Genomic DNA, 18,635 nt, shown 5'->3' with positions numbered 1-18,635 from the left:
AAGCATGACTGTTCATTTTATCGTGTCTTGACTTCTTTCGAATTCTGATTTTCCTCCTTTAAAATTGACATTGTCATTTTAACTATTTGATAAGTTTTATTTTTATAAATGATCTTTTGATGTGATTTTTGAGTGAACATATTTTATTACATTATTTTTGTCTGTTTTAACGACGGAAATTACGTTTGTTTTGTCTTTATAGATCGGATTTTCCGATGTTTTGTTTCATTAGAAGCGATTTTTAAACCGAGCAGCGAGTGAGTAGACTCAATCTCATCTTCTTGTACCGGATTTATTGTGTTTAGTGTCGTTAGGTACATTTCATCGTTGATTCTTATCATCACAAAGGACGATATCCCCATGATACGCATGATTCGTAGTTTCTTTAAAACAGAAGCCGCGGGTGGAGTGTTATTAGTTATGGCTGCTATTGCGGCTATGTTGATTGCCAATTCACCTGTTAATGAGCTTTATCAGCATGCTCTGCATGCTTATGTCTTCGGTATGTCTCTCTCTCATTGGGTCAACGATGGGCTGATGGCGATTTTCTTTTTATTAATTGGCCTAGAAGTAAAACGCGAATTAATCGAAGGATCGCTAAAATCAAAAGAGCAGGCTTTATTCCCAGCCATTGCTGCTTTAGGGGGAATGTTAGCGCCGGCATTGGTCTACACTTGGTTTAATTCAGCGGATCCTACGGCAAGCCAGGGATGGGCGATTCCTGCGGCCACCGATATTGCCTTTGCTTTGGGGATTATGGCGTTACTGGGTAATCGAGTGCCTGTGAGTTTGAAGGCTTTTCTATTAGCGTTGGCGATTATTGATGACCTTGGCGTGATTATTATTATTGCCCTATTTTATACCAGTGAGCTATCGAGTTTTGCGTTAGCAATGGGTTTACTGACGGCCGGTGGTTTATACTTACTTAATCGTTACAAGGTCACGTCGTTAGTGCCATACTTGATACTTGGCGCAATATTATGGTTTGCTGTCCTACAGTCAGGTATTCATGCCACCCTTGCTGGCGTGATGATCGGTTTTGCGATTCCTTTGAAAGGTAAACAGGCAACCTCTCCATCGCCATTAAAGCGCTTAGAGCATTGGTTACATCCATGGTCAACGTTTGCCATTCTACCGCTGTTTGCTTTTGTGAATGCGGGGATCTCGTTAGAAGGGATCTCGTTAGCGGGATTAACATCAACGTTACCTGTTGGTGTCGCGTTAGGGCTTTTTGTCGGTAAACCGCTTGGCATCTTTACCTTTAGCTGGATTTCCGTCAAGTTAGGGATGACAAAGTTACCAGAAGGGATTGATACTCGGCATATTTTTGCTGTCTCGGTGTTATGTGGTATCGGCTTTACGATGTCGATCTTTATCTCTTCGTTAGCGTTCGGTCATGCTCATCTTATTTTGGATAATTATGCCCGTTTAGGTATCTTGATTGGGTCAACCGCCGCGGCGCTGGCGGGCTATATTATGCTACGTGCTACGCTACCGAAAAAAGTATTGCTTGATGAGCCTATTTTAGTGAAGGAGATCAAAGCGAAGTTCTAATCACTCAATGCTTCGCCAATCTAGTCGGCGGATTAAACATAGTATGATTGGATAGTGGCTTAATGTTTCAAGAGATTGCTATCCTATGGTATTAGAGCCTTAGTTAAGGAGATACTAGGCCTTATTGACTGTTCGAGCCGTATACATCGGTGATAGCAGTAACGTAAGTTCTGGTTGGTGCTGAACAACGATGCATGTGCCTATCTTTACTTTGTGTTAATGCTTCATGGTTTATAGAAAAATCCCTTGAAAGGTCAATATACTCTCAGAAAGCATAAAACTTTGTTTTTATGCTTTCTTGTTTTAGGAAGAGTAAGCTACTCTTCATGTAAGTTGTTTATATTAAAGTATTAACCTTTTAGGATAATACGTAACACGGTTTGCATTCGCCGTGCAGCTTTATTTTTAGTGTGGTTGTCATTTAATCACTTGCATTAGGGAAACGACCCCTTGTTGTCTACAGCAAGATTTCGACGTTTGGAGGTCATTAGATGCTATTAGCATTAATGTCAGGTTTTATTGTTGCTTTTTTTGTACCTTGGCTGTATCGCCAATTAGGTGAGCGTGCAGTATGGTGGGTTGCTTTGCTTCCTGCTTTGCTGTTTGTGTATTTCTTAGGCTTTGTTCCACAGGTGACAGCTGGGCATAGCTTATTATTCTATTATGATTGGATTCCGTCATTAGGCATTTCGCTTGATATTCGTCTTGATGGCTTAAGCCTATTGTTTGCATTATTGATCACTGGGATCGGCACGTTAGTTGTCGTGTATGCAGGGAGTTACCTGTCAGGCCACGTCGATCAGCGTAAGCTAGTGATGTATCTTTGTGCATTTATGGGAGCAATGCTTGGTGTCGTGTTAGCGAACAACATTATGGCGATGTTTGTTTTCTGGGAACTGACCAGTATTACTTCATACATGCTGATTGGTTTTCATCATGAGCAAGAAAAGTCGCGTAAATCAGCCTTACAGGGGCTGTTTGTTACGGTCGGTGGTGGCCTTGCTTTAATGGCGGGAGTCATATTACTCGGTCAGATTGCCGGTACTTACCAGTTGGATCAAATTGTCCGTCAAGGAACAGAAATCCAGCAACATAGCTTATTTTTACCGATGATGTTACTGGTATTGGCGGGAGCATTTACTAAATCGGCTCAGGTTCCGTTTCATTTTTGGCTACCAAACGCAATGGCAGCACCAACGCCAGTCAGCTCATTTCTACATTCCGCTACGATGGTAAAAGCCGGTATCTATTTAATGGCTCGCTTACAACCAGTCATGGCAGGAGACAGTACGTGGACGATGCTGCTCGTCAGCGTCGGTGCATTGACGATGTTGGTAGGCTCAGTAATGGCGGTGACGAGTACCGATCTAAAACGTATTTTGGCTTATACCACGGTTGCTTCTTTAGGCACCTTAACCCTATTAATAGGGATTGGTACGGAAGCGGCGTTAATTGCTGCCATGGTGTTTTTATTGGCCCATGCACTGTACAAGGGGGCTTTGTTTATGGCCGCCGGTACGGTGGACCATGAGACAGGAACCAAAGACATTCGTCAGTTGAGTGGTTTACGGCGCAGCATGCCACAGACGGCGATTTTTATGTCACTAGCGGCATTAGCTCTAGCAGGTATTCCACCGGTTTTCGGTTTTATTGCTAAAGAAGCGATGTTAGAAGGGCTGTTAACCAGTCCATGGCAAAGTGCATTACTGTTTGTTGGCGTAGTCTCTTCCATCTGCTTAGCGGCTTGTGCCGGACTGGTTGCGATTAAGCCGTTTTGGGGAGAGGTGATCACAACGCCGAAAGAAGCCCATGAAGCTCCTTTTGCTATGCGGGTTGGCTTTTCACTCCTCGCAAGTTTAGGGCTAATCTTTGGTTTGATTCCATCCTTGGTTTCGCCACTCATTACTGCTGCAGCTTCATCCATTTCTGGGTATACGGTTGATCCTATCGCTTTATCTTTATGGCATGGATTTAATTTACCTTTACTGCTCAGTGCAGTCGCATTGGCAGGGGGCTATTTACTCTTTAAACGCTGGGGCCATTTAGCGCCTAAAGCTATTTTGGCTAAGCCTTTACTTAACTATGGCCCAGAAAAAGGCTACGACCTCTTTATGCAAGGGTTAGTGATTTTTTCTAAATGGCTAACAGGTCGTATACAAAATGGTTATCTTTCAAATTACATTTTAACCATCTTTATTACGACTATTGTATTGGTTGGCTACACCATTGCCACTCGCGTTGGTTGGTATGGTACGCTGGATTTTTCTGGCGTTGAGGTTTATGAAATTTTGATCTCGGGCATCATTATTGCGGTGGTGAGTTATGCCTGTATCACCTCGCAGCGTTTGGGTGCGGTTGCAGCGATCGGCGCACTAGGCTTTAGTATGGCGTTGATCTATGTCTTCTTTAGTGCCCCTGATTTGGCGATCACTCAGATACTGATTGAAACGCTAACGGTGATCATGTTGGTCTTTGTATTGTTTAAATTGCCGCGTTTTCAACGCTTATCAAGTTCAGACGTTCGTTGGCGTGATGCTTTTGTCGCCATTGTGTTTGGTGGCATGATGACATTGCTGGTGATGACCGTGACCCAATTTGCCGAGCCCGATCGGATCAGTGATTACCTAATTGAAAATAGTTATGTGATAGCAAAAGGACGCAATATTGTTAACGTAATACTGGTTGATTATCGTGCGTTAGATACCTTGGGTGAACTATTTGTTCTTGCTTTGGCCGCCATTGGGGTAACGGCGATGATCAAGTTGGAGAAAAATAAATCATGAAAACAGATAGCGCGTTAATTTTACAAGTCGCGGCACGATTTTTATTGCCAATGTTGTTGTTGTTTTCGATTTTCTTATTGCTGCGTGGACATAATGAGCCGGGGGGCGGCTTTATCGCTGGTCTTGTTGCTTCCAGTGCTTTTGCCTTGCATCTGTTTGCTTTCACACCAGTCCAGACCCAACGCCTAATCGGTGTCGATGGTTCACAATTGATGGGGGTTGGATTAATGATTGCCATGTTTAGTGGTGTGATCGGTGTGATTCTGTCCGGCAGCGAATTTTTGACCAGTGTGTGGTGGACGGTTTATCTGCCTGGTGTCGGTGAGCTGAAATTGAGTACACCATTATTATTTGATATCGGGGTTTATCTGGTCGTTATTGGTATGGTGACGACGTTATTGCTGACCCTCGCTGAAGTGGAGGATTAATTCATATGACCACTTTATTTGCTTTCGTGATTGGCGGATTGTATGCCGCTGCACTATTTATGATGCTACGTCGCAGTATTGTTAAGCTTGTTATTGGTTTAATGATCTTATCCAATGCGGCTAATTTACTGATTTTCACCGGAGGGGGGTTAGTGAGAGGTGCTCCGCCGTTGATCCCGGTAGGCATGACGGTGCCGTTTGCTGAGATTGCCGATCCACTCCCACAAGCTTTGATATTAACGGCGATTGTGATCAGCTTTGGCGTACTGGCTTTTGCCGTAGTACTGATACATCGCGCCTATAAAGTCATTGGTGCGGATGACATGAACAAAATGAAGACGACAGATACTCAATTATGATGTTATTAATGCCTATTCTTATTCCTATGTTTGCAGCAGCGTTGTCTATGATCATTTGGCGTCATAGAACACTTCAACGTTGGGTCAGTGTGGTGACAAATTCAGCATTACTTATTGCGGCATTAATATTGTTTAATGACGTATATAATAATGGAATTCAAGTGACCCATTTAGGTGGGTGGGAAGCCCCATTTGGTATTTCATTGGTTGCGGATTTATTAGCGGTTATCATGGTTACAGTTTCCGCTTTTGTTGCATTTTGTATTGCTATTTATGCATTAGCGACAATGAATGAAAACCATGAAAAATTCGGTTTTTATCCATTGTTACATTTAATGTTAGCTGGTGTTATCGGTGCTTTTTTAACTGGCGATATTTTCAACCTTTATGTTTGGTTTGAAATCATGCTGGTCGCGTCCTTTGGATTATTAATTCTTGGTGGCGAAAGAGAACAGATGGAAGGAGCACTTAAATATGTGACACTTAACTTACTCTCATCAGCGCTATTTTTAAGCGCAGTTGGTCTGCTTTATTCGTACGCAGGCACACTCAATATGGCCGATTTAGGGAGTAAGCTTTCTACATCAGAGAATGCCGGAGTAATTACGGTGATCTCGTTACTGTTTTTAGTCGCTTTCGGTATTAAAGCGGCCGCTTTTCCATTGTTCTTTTGGTTACCAGCTTCTTATCACACGCCACCGGTTGCTATTTCTGCGGTATTTGCAGGACTTCTCACTAAAGTCGGTGTTTACGCTCTATATCGTGTGTTTAGTGTTATTTTTGTCGGTGATATTGCATTTACTCATCATACTTTACTACTTTGGATGGGTATTTTAACAATGATAACGGGTGTACTAGGTGCGGCCGCGCAATTTGAAGTGAGACGTATCTTATCTTTCCATATTGTCAGTCAAATTGGCTACATGCTTGTAGGCTTAGCTCTATTTACTCCACTAGCCATTACGGGCGGTATTTTTTATCTTTTTCATCATATTATCGTTAAAACAAATCTATTTTTGATCAGTGGTGTGATCAATAGGCGGCATGGGACCAATAAACTTGATAAATTAGGTGGTTTGTATAAATCAGCACCTGTGTTATCCATATTATTTGCCATACCAGCTATGTCTTTAGCTGGTATCCCCCCATTGTCTGGTTTTTTTGCTAAATATGTAGTTATTAAAGCAGGCTTAGATGCACAAGCGTGGTTAATGGTTGTTGCCTCTTTAGCCGTTGGTTTATTAACACTCTATTCAATGATTAAAATTTGGTCAGAAGCGTTTTGGAAACCACTTCCTAATACTGGTGAAACGAAGTCTTTAATGAGCGACGGCGAGCGTTTTTGTATGTATTTCCCAATCATTTTAATGGCAGGAATGACCATCACCATTGGTCTGTATGCCGAGTGGTTTATACAACTGGCGTCTATGGCTGCTGAGCAGGTGATGAATCCACAAGTTTATATTGATGCGGTACTTGGAGGTCAGTCATGAAAGCCTTTGGATTGAATATGCTGCTTGCTCTAGTCTGGTTAGTATTATCAGGCGTTTATACCATTTCCAACTTATTTGCCGGTATGCTGATGAGCTATGTGATTTTGGCTTATTTGTTAAGAGATAGCCCTACATTTAAGGTTTACTTAACAAAATTACCGAAAATGATTAATTTTGGACTGTTTTTCATTTGGGATTTAATTAAGGCTAATGGGCGAGTGGCTTATGATGTATTAACGCCGACGCATTTAATGAAACCAGCTGTGATTGCTATTCCTCTCGATTTACGAGACGAAGGGGCGATCACTATGTTTGCGACATTAATTACCGTAACACCGGGATCTTTGGCATTGGATGTGGCCACCGATAGAAGCGTGTTGTATGTCCATTTAATGTACTTCGAGAATGAAGCTCGTCAGATTGAAGAGTTCAAGCGTCTTGAAGCTCGTGTGATTGATTTACTGGGGTAACAGACTATGTTGAATATTGTTTATACCCTTTGCTTTGCCATGTTAGCAATTAGCTTGGTTTTGGCAACGGTACGTTTATTAAAAGGCCCATCTTTACCTGATAGGGTGGTGGCCTTAGAGTTAATGGCCTCTTTAACCGTTGGCTTAGTCGTGCTCTACAGCATTCGCTATCAACAACCTTATTTTATTGATGTGGCGATTGTGTTGGCCTTAACGTCGTTTATGGCAGCGGTCGGTTTTTCCCGTTATTTAGAAAAACGAGGACACAGAGACGATGACTGATGTAATTATTGCGATACTCATTCTGACGGGTTCATTTTTAATGTTGCTAGCAGGCATCGGTATTAATCGAATGCCAGATTTACTGACTCGCATGCATGCAACAACCAAAGCTGGGGCATTGGGTGTTGGCTTAATGGTGGTTGCGTTTGCTGTTGTTAACTGGGGAGATATGGCCTTTGTGGTACGAGCACTCGCTGTTGTGGTGTTTGTCATCTTGACGGCACCGATTGCTGCTCATGTTTTAGCTCGCGCTAGTTATTTTGTTGGCGTACCACAGTGGGATGGTGTCGTGAAGGACGTGATTAAAGAACGTTATGATCTAGAAACGCATGAATTGGCCAGCCGTCATTTACCCGTCAAAGAAGCCGAGCCTGCGGGTAAAGAACACGACAACAAAAACTAGGGTCAACCAACTCTAATTGCTCTTTTATTATGTTTAATCATCAACCTCTAGTGCATGGATCATGCGCTAGAGGTTTTTTACCACTTATTGCTCAAGAGTATGAATGATACAGTGATTATTTGGCTGAGTGATAGAATAAAAATCATTGCTAACGCGGTCAATTTTATGTTAACGTCCGCCTCAATCTCGGACTGCGTTTTCTGGGGGATACGCGTGGTGAACATTCAAGCTGATTGCGGCACCACGTAGGGTAGGTATCAGCAAACCTTTTGCTGATAGACGGGATACTCTTGCTGTGGAAACAGCATGTGAATGGGAAACCCAACATTGAACTCACTTAACTTACACACATTAATAATCAGCTTTGTGCTTCCTCTATGCCCTGTTTATCAAGACAGCAGCATAACCGAACCTTGATTCTCTGTTTTAGTGATTTGCCATTTACGCTAATGGTCCGTATTCCGAAGGTGTCTTACGACAGCATCGGAAATTTTGCTATTTGTCATTTTTCCTCGCACGACGATGAATAATGGACAGAATTTTAACCATTTCAAGGGGACGAAGATGAGTACAGCCTTTGAAGTCGATAACACTATCGCAACCTGTTTTTCCAACCAAGTACCAATACTAGATGGTCTTTATGATCTAACGCCTGATCAAGTTTTGCTTGATCAAGCTGAACACGAATCCGCGGTACGTTCTTACCCACGTCGTTTACCGATTGCGATTAAACAGGCTTTTGGCTGTTTAGTGGAAGATACCCGTGGACAGCTTTTCCTCGATTGTTTAGCTGGCGCAGGAACGCTTGCGTTAGGCTATAACCATCCTGAAATCAATCAAGCGTTGAAAGACCAGCTCGATTCTGGCTTGCCTTATCAAACCTTGGATATAGCGACTACGGCAAAAACCCATTTTATTAAAACAGTGAAAGGATTTTTACCGACAGAACTTGCTGAACAGTGTGTCATTCAGTTTTGTGGTCCTTCTGGTGCGGATGCCGTCGAAGCCGCGATTAAATTAGCGAAGCAAACGACCGGTCGTAATACCATGTTTGCGTTTCGTGGCGCTTACCACGGCATGACCAATGGGACGATGGGTATGATGGGCAACCTAAATACCAAGGCTCGTCGTACCGGTTTAATGTCCGATGTGCATTTTATGCCCTTCCCATACAGCCTGCGTTGTCCGTTTGGACTCGGCGGTGATGAAGGAGCCAAAGCCAGCATTCGTTATATAGAGCGCTTATTGCATGATGACGAAGCCGGCATTATGAAACCGGCTGCCATTATTGTTGAGCCCGTGCAAGGTGAAGGTGGCGTTATCCCCGCGCCAGCATTTTGGCTACGTGAATTGCGCCGTATCTGCGATGAACATGGTATTTTACTGATTTTCGATGAGATTCAGTGTGGCGTAGGTAAATCCGGCTATCACTTTGCGTTTGAAGAATCAGGAATCATTCCTGATGTACTTTGCTTATCAAAAGCGATTGGCGGTGGTTTACCGATGTCGATTTTGGTGATCAATAAACAGCACGATACATGGCGTCCAGGCGAACATACGGGTACTTTCCGCGGTAACCAATTAGCGATGATATCTGGGGCCAAAGCACTAGAAATTATTGTTCGTGATAATTTGGTTGAGCACGCCAATATTGCGGGGCAATACTTGCGCATGGGCTTAGAAAACATTCAACGCCGTGTGAATTGTATTGCCGAGGTTCGTGGTAAAGGTCTGATGCTTGGCTTAGAAATTCAAGATCCAAGTGGTGAGCTTAATCAATTTGGTGAGCCTAAATCGGCACCGCAATTAACGCTGGCGATTCAACGCGCCGCATTAGAGCGCGGACTAATTGTCGAGAAAGGCGGGCGTGATGGTTCGGTGATCCGCTTCTTACCACCATTGATCATCTCTTTCGAGCAAATTGATTTTGCATTACGTGTGTTAGAAGAAGCCATTCTTGCGGCTGGCGGAGGCTCGAAAGAACCTGAAGCCGCGAATGACCAGTGGAAAAAGCATTTTATCCATACTGGGCATTTAGGCAGCCAAGCGTTCGCTCAAGTAATGAATCACACTACGGCTGCAATGAAAGCAGTATTTGAGCAAGTTAATGCGCCTTATTCGGGGTTAGAGCCAAAGATCCTCGAAAATGCGATTAACGCCGTTGATCTGGATAATAAAAATGCGTCTTTGCACGATGTGATTTCAGATACTGCTGAACTGATTGCTAAAAATTCAATCATTGTTCAGCATCCAGATTGTATTGCTCATTTACATACTCCACCATTGATGCCATCGGTAGTGGCTGAGGCGATCATCGCTTCACTCAATCAATCCATGGATTCTTGGGATCAATCTTCTGCGGCAACGTTTGTTGAGCAGAAAGTGGTCGATTGGATGTGTGACAAATACCACTTAGGTTCACAAGCGGACGGTATTTTTACCAGTGGTGGCACGCAAAGTAACCAAATGGGCTTGATGTTAGCTCGTGATTGGATTGCCGATAAATTAAGTGGTCATTCGATTCAAAAACTTGGTTTGCCTGACTATGCCGATAAGCTGCGGATTGTTTGCTCGAAAAAATCACACTTTACGGTACAAAAATCCGCCTCTTGGATGGGTTTAGGTGAAAAAGCCATTCTTGCTGTGGACGCACTGCCAAATGGCACGATGGATGTCACTCAGCTAGATGCTGTGATTAATCAAGCGAAAGCGGAAGGGTTAATACCTTTTGCGATTGTGGGTACGGCAGGGACAACCGATCACGGTGCCATTGATGACTTAGTGGCGATTGCCGATGCCGCTCAGCAACATGATCTATGGATGCACGTTGATAGTGCTTATGGCGGCGCGCTGATTTTGAGCAGCCATAAACAGCGTTTAAATGGTATCGAACGCGCTCACTCTATTAGTGTCGATTTCCATAAGTTGTTTTTCCAAACCATCAGTTGCGGTGCGTTACTACTGAAAGATAAGCATAACTTTAAATACCTGCTTCATCATGCGGATTATTTAAACCGTGAACACGATACGTTACCAAACTTGGTCGATAAATCGATTGCGACGACCAAACGCTTTGATGCGTTAAAAGTGTTTATGACTATGCAAAACGTGGGACCACAACAAATGGGTGCCATGTATGATCACTTGCTTGAGCAAACTCAACAAGTGGCGCAGCTAGTTCGCCAGCATGACGCTTTTGAACTGTTAGCTGAACCTTGTTTATCTACCGTGTTGTTCCGCGCGGTAAACACACAAGCGTCTGATTTAGATGAGCTGAACAAAACCGTTCGTCTGCAGGCCTTGGTACGCGGTGTCGCTGTACTTGGCGAAACCATAGTGGATGGCAAAACAGCTTTGAAATTCACAATCTTGAACCCATGCTTAAAGATTTCAGATTTTGAATCTTTACTGGCTAAAATTGAAACTCTAGCGGTTGAGCTAGCGAAATAAAGGTAACGGATACTATGTCAATTCTACAGATTGGTGCGGGCGGTGTTGGTTGGGTAGTTGCTCACAAAGCAGCGCAAAACAATGACGTACTGGGTGATATTACCATTGCTTCTCGTTCTATCGGGAAGTGTGAGAAGATCATTGAATCCATTAAAGGTAAAAATAACCTTAAAGATTCGACTAAGAAGCTAGAAGCTCGCGCAGTGGATGCCGATGATGTTGCTGCACTTGTTGCGTTGATTAATGAGGTTAAGCCTGATCTAGTGATCAATGCTGGTCCTCCTTGGGTTAACGTCACAATTATGGAAGCTTGCTACCAAGCAAAAGTCTCTTATCTAGATACGTCAGTGGCTGTTGACTTATGCACAGAAGGGCAGCAAGTACCAGAAGCTTACGATCCGCAATGGGCATTTCGTGATAAGTTTAAACAAGCAGGTATTACTGGTATTTTGAGTGCGGGTTTCGATCCAGGTGTGGTGAGTGTATTTGCCGCTTATGCGGTCAAACATTTATTTGATGAAATTGATACCATCGACGTGTTAGACATTAACGCGGGCGATCATGGTAAAAAATTCGCCACCAACTTTGATCCAGAAACTAACTTACTGGAAATTCAGGGTGACTCTTTCTATTGGGAAGAGGGACAGTGGAAAAGCGTTCCTTGCCATACCCGTATGCTGGAGTTTGATTTCCCTAATTGCGGTAACTTTAAAGTCTATTCAATGTCTCATGACGAGATTCGTTCGCTACAGGAATATATTCCAGCTAAACGGATTGAATTCTGGATGGGCTTTGGCGATCGCTACCTGAATTACTTTAATGTGATGAAAGATATTGGTTTACTGAATCCAGAGCCATTAACTCTGCATGACGGAACGGTAGTGAAACCATTGCAAGTGTTAAAAGCCATGTTACCCGATCCAACGTCACTCGCTCCTGGTTATACCGGATTGACCTGTATTGGTACTTGGGTTCAAGGTAGAAAAGACGGCAAAGAACGCAGTGTCTTTATCTATAATAACGCTGATCACCAAGTGGCTTATAAGGATGTTGAGCACCAAGCAATTGCTTACACGACGGGTGTACCTGCGATTACTGCTGCGCTACAGTTTTTCCGTGGTGAGTGGGCACAAGCCGGTGTGTTCAATATGGAGCAGCTGAATCCCGATCCGTTCTTAGAAACCATGCCATCAATTGGTTTGGACTGGGATGTGATTGAACTTGAGCCAGGACAGCCTGATATTAAAATTCTCAAGTAATGATCGCTGAGGGCATCCTAGAACTGATTGCTTGGATATTGATTCTAGAGATGTGAAATAAATACCGCGTGTTTAAAACAGCAGCTACTGAGTAGCGGCTGTTTTTTCCTTTTTAGGATATTTCCAGTAACGAAAGTCACTGGATATGAATAGGAATAAAATCAGATGCAAAAGAGTGAATTAAACACCCCTTACTTCATGATCGATGAAGCGAAGTTGATCGCTAATTTGGAAATCGCTAAGCGTTTAAAAGAACGTTCAGGGGTTAAATTAGTGCTAGCATTGAAATGTTTCTCGACTTGGGGCGTGTTTGACATCATTAAGCCTTACCTTGATGGCACGACCAGCTCGGGCCCGTTTGAAGTCAAGCTAGGTTATGAGAAGTTTGGCGGTGAAACTCACGCTTACAGTGTTGGTTACAGTGAGCAGGATGTTAAAGAGGTTGCTGATATTTGCGACAAAATGATCTTTAACTCTCAATCTCAGTTGGCGGCTTATCGCCACTTGGTGGAAGGTAAGGCATCACTAGGTTTACGTTTAAATCCGGGAGTGAGTTATGCGGGGCAAGATTTAGCTAACCCTGCTCGTAAATTTTCTCGTCTCGGAGTACAGTTTGATAAGTTAGATACCAGCGTTTTCGACTCTATCAATGGTGTGATGTTCCACATGAACTGTGAGAACAAGGATGTGGACGCATTTATTGCGCTGCTTGATGCGATTTCTGAAAAGTTTGGTGCTTATCTCGATAAACTTGACTGGGTAAGCTTAGGTGGCGGTGTCTTCTTTACTTGGCCGGGCTACGATGTAGATAAACTCGCCGATGCGCTGAAAGCTTTTGCTGATAAGCACAAGGTTCAGTTGTACCTTGAACCGGGTGAAGCGATCATTACTCAAACCACAGATTTAGTCGTGACCGTTGTTGATATTGTAGATAACGAAATGCAAACCGCGATTGTTGATTCGGCGACAGAAGCTCATCGTCTTGATACTTTGATTTATCGTGAACCAGCATCGGTACTTGAAGCCAATGAACAGGGTGAACATGAGTATGTGATTGGTTCTTGCTCTTGTCTTGCTGGTGATCAGTTCTGTGTTGCCAAGTTTGCTGAGCCATTACAGATCGGGCAAAAGCTGCATATCATGGACAGCGCCGGTTATACCATGGTGAAGCTAAACTGGTTTAATGGCCTAAAAATGCCATCGGTGTATTGCGAGCGCCGTGATGGACAAATCATTAAATTAAATGAATTTGGTTATCAAGACTTTAAACGTTCTTTGTCTCAGTGGTCGGTTTAACTTTTGCTTAGCACTGCATAGCAATTAGGGAGGCGTTTGCCTCCCTTTGTTATTTTATTGGACCCATTTTATTTAAGATTCCAACATCACTCGGGTATCTTCACTGAGTGCTTCCAGCTCTTTAATGACATCTTCAATCCGGATTTCTGCTGGTAAACGAATGGCCATCGTTGAACTAAATAGGCTCGAGCTTACGCCACCACCGGTTGCTAAAAACACTCGTTGACAATCCATATCAAGAATATTGATCCCTTGCCCATCAAGTAAATGGGTGATTTCATTAACAATCCCAAACCGATCATTGGCATCTAAGCGGACGTGATAAATCTGCTCTTCTTGGTTTGTTTGTGCTTCACAATCAATAATTTGTACCAGCAATTCGGAGTGAGATTGAAAGGCGGATTTCACTATGTCCGCGTTGTTTTGCGGTACTTCAATTTTAATCACCGCGGCCACTTGATTGTCGATGAAGTTGACTTTGCTGATTAGCCATTTGCCCTCATTTTCATGAGTGATCGCCGCCAATTGTTTGATCGTTGCGGCAGTGGCTGTGCCAACAAAGTTTACAATAAAAGTACTATTCATAATGACCTCCTAGCATAGCCTGAACGCTTATTATCAGTGTAGGCGGTTATGATGAATAAAAATTGAGGTAGGTCAATGTTTGCGAAAAGGATACCGATCAAGGTCTGATAATTCTATTTTTCGCACAAAAGTCATTGAATAAGGTGACCTTTAGCGAAAAGGCCACCTTGAGAATCCGTTAAAAAGAAATTTTAAAATCAATACCATAGAACTGACTATCGTATTTTGCACCGGAATCGAGGGCAAATTTAGCCGCATTGCTATCACCAAACCAAGGTGTACTTTGGAATGTCACTTCAGCGCTACCACCCCAAGCATCACTGACCCAACTATGAATGTGTCCAACAGGATTCAACAGAAAGAGGCTGACGCTGCCTAGACGTTGAGAACCAAATACTTCACCACCATTGGCGACAATGTCTTGCTCTTTCTCAAACATCAGTTCTCCGACTACCGCGCCAAAGAAAGGGGTAATAAAGAGATCTTGCCAAGAGGGGACTTCAGCAAACGCTTCTACACCATACTCCCAGAAGAAACTCGACATCGTGGCCGAATAAAGAAAAGACTCAAATTCATTAAAGCCAGCATGTCTTGCCGCGGTGTAGTACACCCCGCCAAAATATGGATGCATAATATAGTTCAGAAAATGCTCATCGCGATCCCACGTTGGTCCAGAAGTGACATTATCTTTCCATTTTCGGCCTAAGCCACTTAGATTGCGGTCCTCTTCATCCCATTTTGTGATCGATTCAGGGAGCAGAGTCATCAATCCTACCGTCGCAACACTGAGTCCTAATATGGTGTATGTTTGACCTCTTAAATAAGCCCAGTCCCGAGTATCTGAAATGGTTAAATAACGCGGTAGTGATGAATCTTCGATCTTTAGTGTTGGTTGTTGCTTTAATGGTGTAACAAAAGTGAGTTGCGAAGGAACTACGGCTTCTGGCTGATGACAAACGACTTGTAGACAGTCGACATTATAAGATAACTCTATATGTTGGGGCATTTGATAGTACGCCGCATTGGCATAAGAAGTGCAAGATAATAGCAATGCAAGACTATATTTTTTAGGCACAAAACGCTCCAATCATTAAATAAATCGTTGTTGATGGGGTCAAGCGGTTGAGTTTTTAGCTCGCTCAACATGCTCAGTAGTATAAAGGGTTAATTATCCATGAAAATGCTCATGATGAAAATGATCAATAGGCTTATTCATTGAACGACTTACCGCTTGCGGTCATTTTCAATGTTCAAGTATAGCGTTGGTTCGGATTTAAGCATTCAACCAAGTATATCTAATGCCATCGGTTGGTTATACTGATGGCTATAATGAGAAACGAGTACTCAAATAAGGTCAAACTATGCTCAAGATAGCAATGTTAAGTACTGGAGAAGAGGTATTGCATGGTGACATCGTCGATACCAATGCGGCTTGGTTATCACAGCTATTTTTTGAAAATGGCTTTAGTCTCACCAAACGTTCTACGGTAGGTGATAGTCAATCTGCCTTGGTCGAAGAGTTGTTAATGCTCAGCTTCAATAATCAGGTCGTCATTGTGAATGGTGGATTAGGCCCGACCAGCGATGATCTCAGTACAGCGGCGGCGGCTCAAGCTGCTGATCAACGTTTAGTCGTCTTTCCTGAATGGGTTGAAGTATTACAACGTTTTTTTGCTCAGCGCCAAAAAACCATGCCAGACAGTAATCTTAAACAGGCGATGTTACCAGAGAAAGCGACCCTGATTGATAACCCTATTGGTACCGCATGTGGATTTAAATTGTCTATCAATGATTGCTGGTTTTATTTTACGCCAGGGGTACCAAGCGAGTTTAAGTTGATGGTTCAGCAACAGATTTTGCCAGATCTACAACAGCAGTTTCCGCAACAAGTCGGTTTTGAATGCAGCAAATTGTATACGTTTGGTAGCTCGGAATCCGGGCTTTCCGATAAGCTTGATAAGTTACAGCTTCCACAAGGTTATCAACTTGGCTATCGCTCGTATTTGCCTTTTATCGAAATTAAACTTTTTGGTCCGGCTAATGATTTAGCGACACGAGTCAGGGTATTACAGCTGATTCATTCGCATATTGAAGCTTATGTGGTGAGTGTCGATGAACCTATGCTGACTCATCTTGGGCATTTATTGCGAGATAAAGGGCTGTCGTTATCGATAGCTGAGCAGGCGACGAAGGGATGGCTTTCCTATTGGTTACTCAGTGATGAGCAAATTGCTCGCTTAAGTGGTCATAGTTGGATATTGAGTCATGGTGCTGAAGCCGGACTGAGTGAACAAGAGCCTCTTGCTGCGGTATTTGCGTTGGCAGGAGCGACAAAAGAGAAGTGTGCCACAGATCTTGCGTTAGTCAGTGGCCCACTGCAAGACGATGCCTTTTGTTTGGCATTATCGACCCCTCATGGCGAATGGGCACAACAGTTAAAATTTAATCGTACTTATTCTATGGATGATCAAAAGCAGCTGATCGCAACCATTGCGGGGGATATGCTACGTCGTTATTTGTCAGCGAAGCCGATATTCGCTCACTATAGCAGTGTAACGAGCCTTAAAGAGATGCATTTACCAGCTAGCATGCTCAATAAACAACCATCTTGACCTGATAAGATGGTGATTTACCAACTTATTACCAGAGACGTTTTAGATAAGCCGCAGTATGCCTAATCAGTCTAAATAGTAACCGTTTGATTTGCTGAAGCTTGCCCTTTTAGCTGAAAAAATGATCGATCCAGCGAGTGAATTTATCTGTAGACTAACAACTCGCTCGATTCATTTCGGCAGGAGGCTGGTATGTTCCATCAATCTAAAATTCTCGTTTGGTATAAAGTCGCAAGTCAAAAAGTTATCTTAGGTGAGGCGTTAATTCATCAACATCAAGATGTGGTTTCACTTTGGCTGCATACCCCAATAGAAGAACCGAATAGAGAGGATTGCTCACCAAATCAATACGGTTATCAATTGTCTCTATTTGATGATGGGGGAAGGGAGATTGCGCAAAAATCGGTATCAGGAAGTACGGTCGATAGACTGTTATTTGGTATTAAAGCCAGCGCATAGTGCTGGCTTTAGATAAACACGAGAAATTAAGCGCGCTTGGCTTTTGGGCGATAATTCACCCCAACCAGCTCAAGTGCGCTTTTTGCTTTGCAGATACAGGGTAGAATTTCATTACCTTGCGTATAAGCCATCGCAAAACCAACATATTCCACTTCACCGGAAACAAGGGTGCAGCGGCACGCGCCACAGTGCCCGTCTCGGCAATTATATTCTGGCTCTAACCTCGCTTGTTCCATGCTTTCTAACAGCGTATTAGAGGAATTAGACTCAATGGTTACGGTATTGTTGATTTTGACACTGGCCATTACAGTTGGAAATCCTCAAAATCATCAGCATTGACTTCATTATCAATTTGACCGACTAAGTACGAACTTATCTCCGCTTCTTGTGGGGCAACTTGAACATTATCAGAAGATAACCACGCATTAATCCAAGGGATCGGATTACTGGTTGCTTTTGGATAAGCTGGCTCTAGGCCGACGGCTTGCATGCGGATATTCGTAATGTATTCAACGTATTGGCATAAGATGTCGCGGTTTAGACCAATCATCGATCCATCTTTAAATAAATACGCAGCCCACTCTTTTTCTTGTTCAGCTGCTTCTTTGAACAAATCAAAACATTGCTGCTTACATTCTTCAGCGATTTGCAAGAAGGTGAAATCATCCAATCCGTTACGAAGCAGATTAATCATATGCTGTGTACCGGTCAGGTGTAATGCCTCATCACGAGCAATCAATTTAATGATTTTCGCATTCCCTTCCATCAGTTCACGTTCGGCAAACGCAAACGAACAGGCAAAACTAACGTAAAAACGAATCGCCTCTAGCGCATTAACCGACATCAAGCAGAGATAAAGCTTCTTCTTTAACTCAGTCAAACTAACATTAATCGTTTCATCATTAAGCTGGTGTTTCCCTTCACCAAAACGATGATAATCATTCGTCGCTTGGATTAAGTCATCGTAGTAATGGGCGATGTCTTTTGCACGCTTAAGGATATGCTCATTTTCAACAATATCATCAAATACAACCGCAGGATCATTGATGATATTACGAATAATATGTGTGTAAGAGCGAGAGTGAATCGTTTCAGAGAATGACCACGTTTCAATCCACGTTTCAAGCTCAGGTAATGAGACTAAAGGAAGTAGCGCAACGTTCGGGCTGCGTCCTTGAATAGAATCGAGCAGAGTTTGATAT

Annotated in this window: 17 protein-coding genes; 13 read left to right on the top strand and 4 right to left on the bottom strand. The window is 43.0% G+C overall.

Features of this window, described 5'->3' with window-relative positions; all coding sequences use genetic code 11:
* Positions 1-360: 360 nt before the first annotated feature.
* The 11 genes from nhaA (at position 361) to nspC (ending at position 13,777) form a co-directional block, all read left to right on the top strand.
* Positions 361-1,554, top strand: a complete 1,194-nt coding sequence (nhaA, locus tag CAG58_RS10005) for a Na+/H+ antiporter NhaA (RefSeq protein ID WP_004395375.1) — start codon at positions 361-363, stop codon at positions 1,552-1,554.
* A gap of 491 nt (positions 1,555-2,045) precedes the next feature.
* The gene (locus CAG58_RS10000; RefSeq protein WP_161429704.1) at positions 2,046-4,337 is read left to right on the top strand and encodes a putative monovalent cation/H+ antiporter subunit A; all 2,292 of its coding nucleotides are present in this window, start codon (positions 2,046-2,048) and stop codon (positions 4,335-4,337) included.
* Positions 4,334-4,765 (top strand): Na+/H+ antiporter subunit B, encoded by a 432-nt coding sequence (locus tag CAG58_RS09995; RefSeq protein ID WP_161426553.1) that lies wholly within the window; start codon positions 4,334-4,336, stop codon positions 4,763-4,765. Before CAG58_RS10000 ends, CAG58_RS09995 begins: the two co-directional genes overlap by 4 nt.
* A gap of 5 nt (positions 4,766-4,770) precedes the next feature.
* Entirely contained in the window at positions 4,771-5,124 is a 354-nt protein-coding gene (locus CAG58_RS09990; RefSeq protein WP_154168320.1) for a Na+/H+ antiporter subunit C, read from the top strand.
* Positions 5,121-6,617 carry a Na+/H+ antiporter subunit D gene (locus CAG58_RS09985; RefSeq protein ID WP_161426554.1) on the top strand — a complete coding sequence of 499 codons (1,497 nt, stop codon included), beginning with the start codon at positions 5,121-5,123 and terminating at the stop codon, positions 6,615-6,617. Before CAG58_RS09990 ends, CAG58_RS09985 begins: the two co-directional genes overlap by 4 nt.
* The gene (locus CAG58_RS09980) at positions 6,614-7,087 is read left to right on the top strand and encodes a Na+/H+ antiporter subunit E (RefSeq protein ID WP_161426555.1); all 474 of its coding nucleotides are present in this window, start codon (positions 6,614-6,616) and stop codon (positions 7,085-7,087) included. Before CAG58_RS09985 ends, CAG58_RS09980 begins: the two co-directional genes overlap by 4 nt.
* A gap of 6 nt (positions 7,088-7,093) precedes the next feature.
* The gene (locus CAG58_RS09975; RefSeq protein ID WP_040904345.1) at positions 7,094-7,369 is read left to right on the top strand and encodes a monovalent cation/H+ antiporter complex subunit F; all 276 of its coding nucleotides are present in this window, start codon (positions 7,094-7,096) and stop codon (positions 7,367-7,369) included.
* A complete protein-coding gene (gene mnhG / locus CAG58_RS09970; RefSeq protein ID WP_161426556.1) occupies positions 7,362-7,772 on the top strand; it encodes a monovalent cation/H(+) antiporter subunit G in 411 nt (136 codons plus the stop codon). The genes CAG58_RS09975 and mnhG overlap by 8 nt, the downstream gene beginning before the upstream one ends.
* A 564-nt stretch (positions 7,773-8,336) precedes the next feature.
* Complete coding sequence (locus CAG58_RS09965; RefSeq protein WP_161426557.1) at positions 8,337-11,222, top strand: pyridoxal phosphate-dependent class III aminotransferase; 2,886 nt, start codon at positions 8,337-8,339, stop codon at positions 11,220-11,222.
* Positions 11,223-11,236: 14 nt separating this feature from the next.
* Entirely contained in the window at positions 11,237-12,481 is a 1,245-nt protein-coding gene (locus tag CAG58_RS09960) for a carboxynorspermidine synthase (protein WP_161426558.1), read from the top strand.
* A 165-nt stretch (positions 12,482-12,646) separates the two neighbouring features.
* Positions 12,647-13,777, top strand: a complete 1,131-nt coding sequence (gene nspC / locus CAG58_RS09955) for a carboxynorspermidine decarboxylase (RefSeq protein ID WP_161426559.1) — start codon at positions 12,647-12,649, stop codon at positions 13,775-13,777.
* A gap of 72 nt (positions 13,778-13,849) precedes the next feature.
* On the opposite strand, the gene CAG58_RS09950 is transcribed toward nspC, so the two are convergent.
* Complete coding sequence (locus tag CAG58_RS09950) at positions 13,850-14,362, bottom strand: glycine cleavage system protein R (RefSeq protein WP_004395364.1); 513 nt, start codon at positions 14,360-14,362, stop codon at positions 13,850-13,852.
* Between the two features lie 178 nt (positions 14,363-14,540).
* Positions 14,541-15,437: a DUF3943 domain-containing protein gene (locus CAG58_RS09945; protein WP_004395363.1), complete on the bottom strand. Its 897-nt coding sequence runs from the start codon at positions 15,435-15,437 to the stop codon at positions 14,541-14,543.
* Between the two features lie 286 nt (positions 15,438-15,723).
* Here CAG58_RS09945 and CAG58_RS09940 point away from each other — a divergent pair, with 286 nt between their 5' ends.
* Together CAG58_RS09940 and CAG58_RS09935 are read left to right on the top strand one after the other, a co-directional pair.
* On the top strand, positions 15,724-16,974 hold the full coding sequence (locus CAG58_RS09940; RefSeq protein ID WP_161426560.1) for a CinA family nicotinamide mononucleotide deamidase-related protein: 1,251 nt from the start codon (positions 15,724-15,726) through the stop codon (positions 16,972-16,974).
* Between the two features lie 192 nt (positions 16,975-17,166).
* Positions 17,167-17,433 carry a hypothetical protein gene (locus CAG58_RS09935; protein ID WP_040904342.1) on the top strand — a complete coding sequence of 89 codons (267 nt, stop codon included), beginning with the start codon at positions 17,167-17,169 and terminating at the stop codon, positions 17,431-17,433.
* 26 nt (positions 17,434-17,459) lie between these two features.
* On the opposite strand, the gene yfaE is transcribed toward CAG58_RS09935, so the two are convergent.
* Both yfaE and nrdB read right to left on the bottom strand, forming a co-directional pair.
* Positions 17,460-17,738 carry a class I ribonucleotide reductase maintenance protein YfaE gene (yfaE, locus tag CAG58_RS09930; RefSeq protein ID WP_004395361.1) on the bottom strand — a complete coding sequence of 93 codons (279 nt, stop codon included), beginning with the start codon at positions 17,736-17,738 and terminating at the stop codon, positions 17,460-17,462.
* Positions 17,738-18,635: class Ia ribonucleoside-diphosphate reductase subunit beta (gene nrdB / locus CAG58_RS09925; protein ID WP_161439738.1), on the bottom strand; the 898-nt coding region annotated here is incomplete at its 5' end. The genes yfaE and nrdB, both read right to left, overlap by 1 nt.

The organism is Vibrio sp. V31_P5A7T61 (genome assembly GCF_009904895.1).
Classification (GTDB): domain Bacteria; phylum Pseudomonadota; class Gammaproteobacteria; order Enterobacterales; family Vibrionaceae; genus Vibrio; species Vibrio metschnikovii.
The sequence above is the reverse complement of the archived record's forward strand: the minus strand, read 5'-3'. Positions and strand labels throughout refer to the sequence as shown.

Bases quoted from the DNA above. Each gene is read 5' to 3' on its own strand.
- nhaA (WP_004395375.1), top strand. From the start codon at position 361: ATGATACGCATGATTCGTAGTTTCTTTAAAACAGAAGCCGCGGGTGGA.
- CAG58_RS10000 (WP_161429704.1), top strand. From the start codon at position 2,046: ATGCTATTAGCATTAATGTCAGGTTTTATTGTTGCTTTTTTTGTACCT.
- CAG58_RS09995 (WP_161426553.1), top strand. From the start codon at position 4,334: ATGAAAACAGATAGCGCGTTAATTTTACAAGTCGCGGCACGATTTTTA.
- CAG58_RS09990 (WP_154168320.1), top strand. From the start codon at position 4,771: ATGACCACTTTATTTGCTTTCGTGATTGGCGGATTGTATGCCGCTGCA.
- CAG58_RS09985 (WP_161426554.1), top strand. From the start codon at position 5,121: ATGATGTTATTAATGCCTATTCTTATTCCTATGTTTGCAGCAGCGTTG.
- CAG58_RS09980 (WP_161426555.1), top strand. From the start codon at position 6,614: ATGAAAGCCTTTGGATTGAATATGCTGCTTGCTCTAGTCTGGTTAGTA.
- CAG58_RS09975 (WP_040904345.1), top strand. From the start codon at position 7,094: ATGTTGAATATTGTTTATACCCTTTGCTTTGCCATGTTAGCAATTAGC.
- mnhG (WP_161426556.1), top strand. From the start codon at position 7,362: ATGACTGATGTAATTATTGCGATACTCATTCTGACGGGTTCATTTTTA.
- CAG58_RS09965 (WP_161426557.1), top strand. From the start codon at position 8,337: ATGAGTACAGCCTTTGAAGTCGATAACACTATCGCAACCTGTTTTTCC.
- CAG58_RS09960 (WP_161426558.1), top strand. From the start codon at position 11,237: ATGTCAATTCTACAGATTGGTGCGGGCGGTGTTGGTTGGGTAGTTGCT.
- nspC (WP_161426559.1), top strand. From the start codon at position 12,647: ATGCAAAAGAGTGAATTAAACACCCCTTACTTCATGATCGATGAAGCG.
- CAG58_RS09950 (WP_004395364.1), bottom strand. From the start codon at position 14,362: ATGAATAGTACTTTTATTGTAAACTTTGTTGGCACAGCCACTGCCGCA.
- CAG58_RS09940 (WP_161426560.1), top strand. From the start codon at position 15,724: ATGCTCAAGATAGCAATGTTAAGTACTGGAGAAGAGGTATTGCATGGT.
- CAG58_RS09935 (WP_040904342.1), top strand. From the start codon at position 17,167: ATGTTCCATCAATCTAAAATTCTCGTTTGGTATAAAGTCGCAAGTCAA.
- yfaE (WP_004395361.1), bottom strand. From the start codon at position 17,738: ATGGCCAGTGTCAAAATCAACAATACCGTAACCATTGAGTCTAATTCC.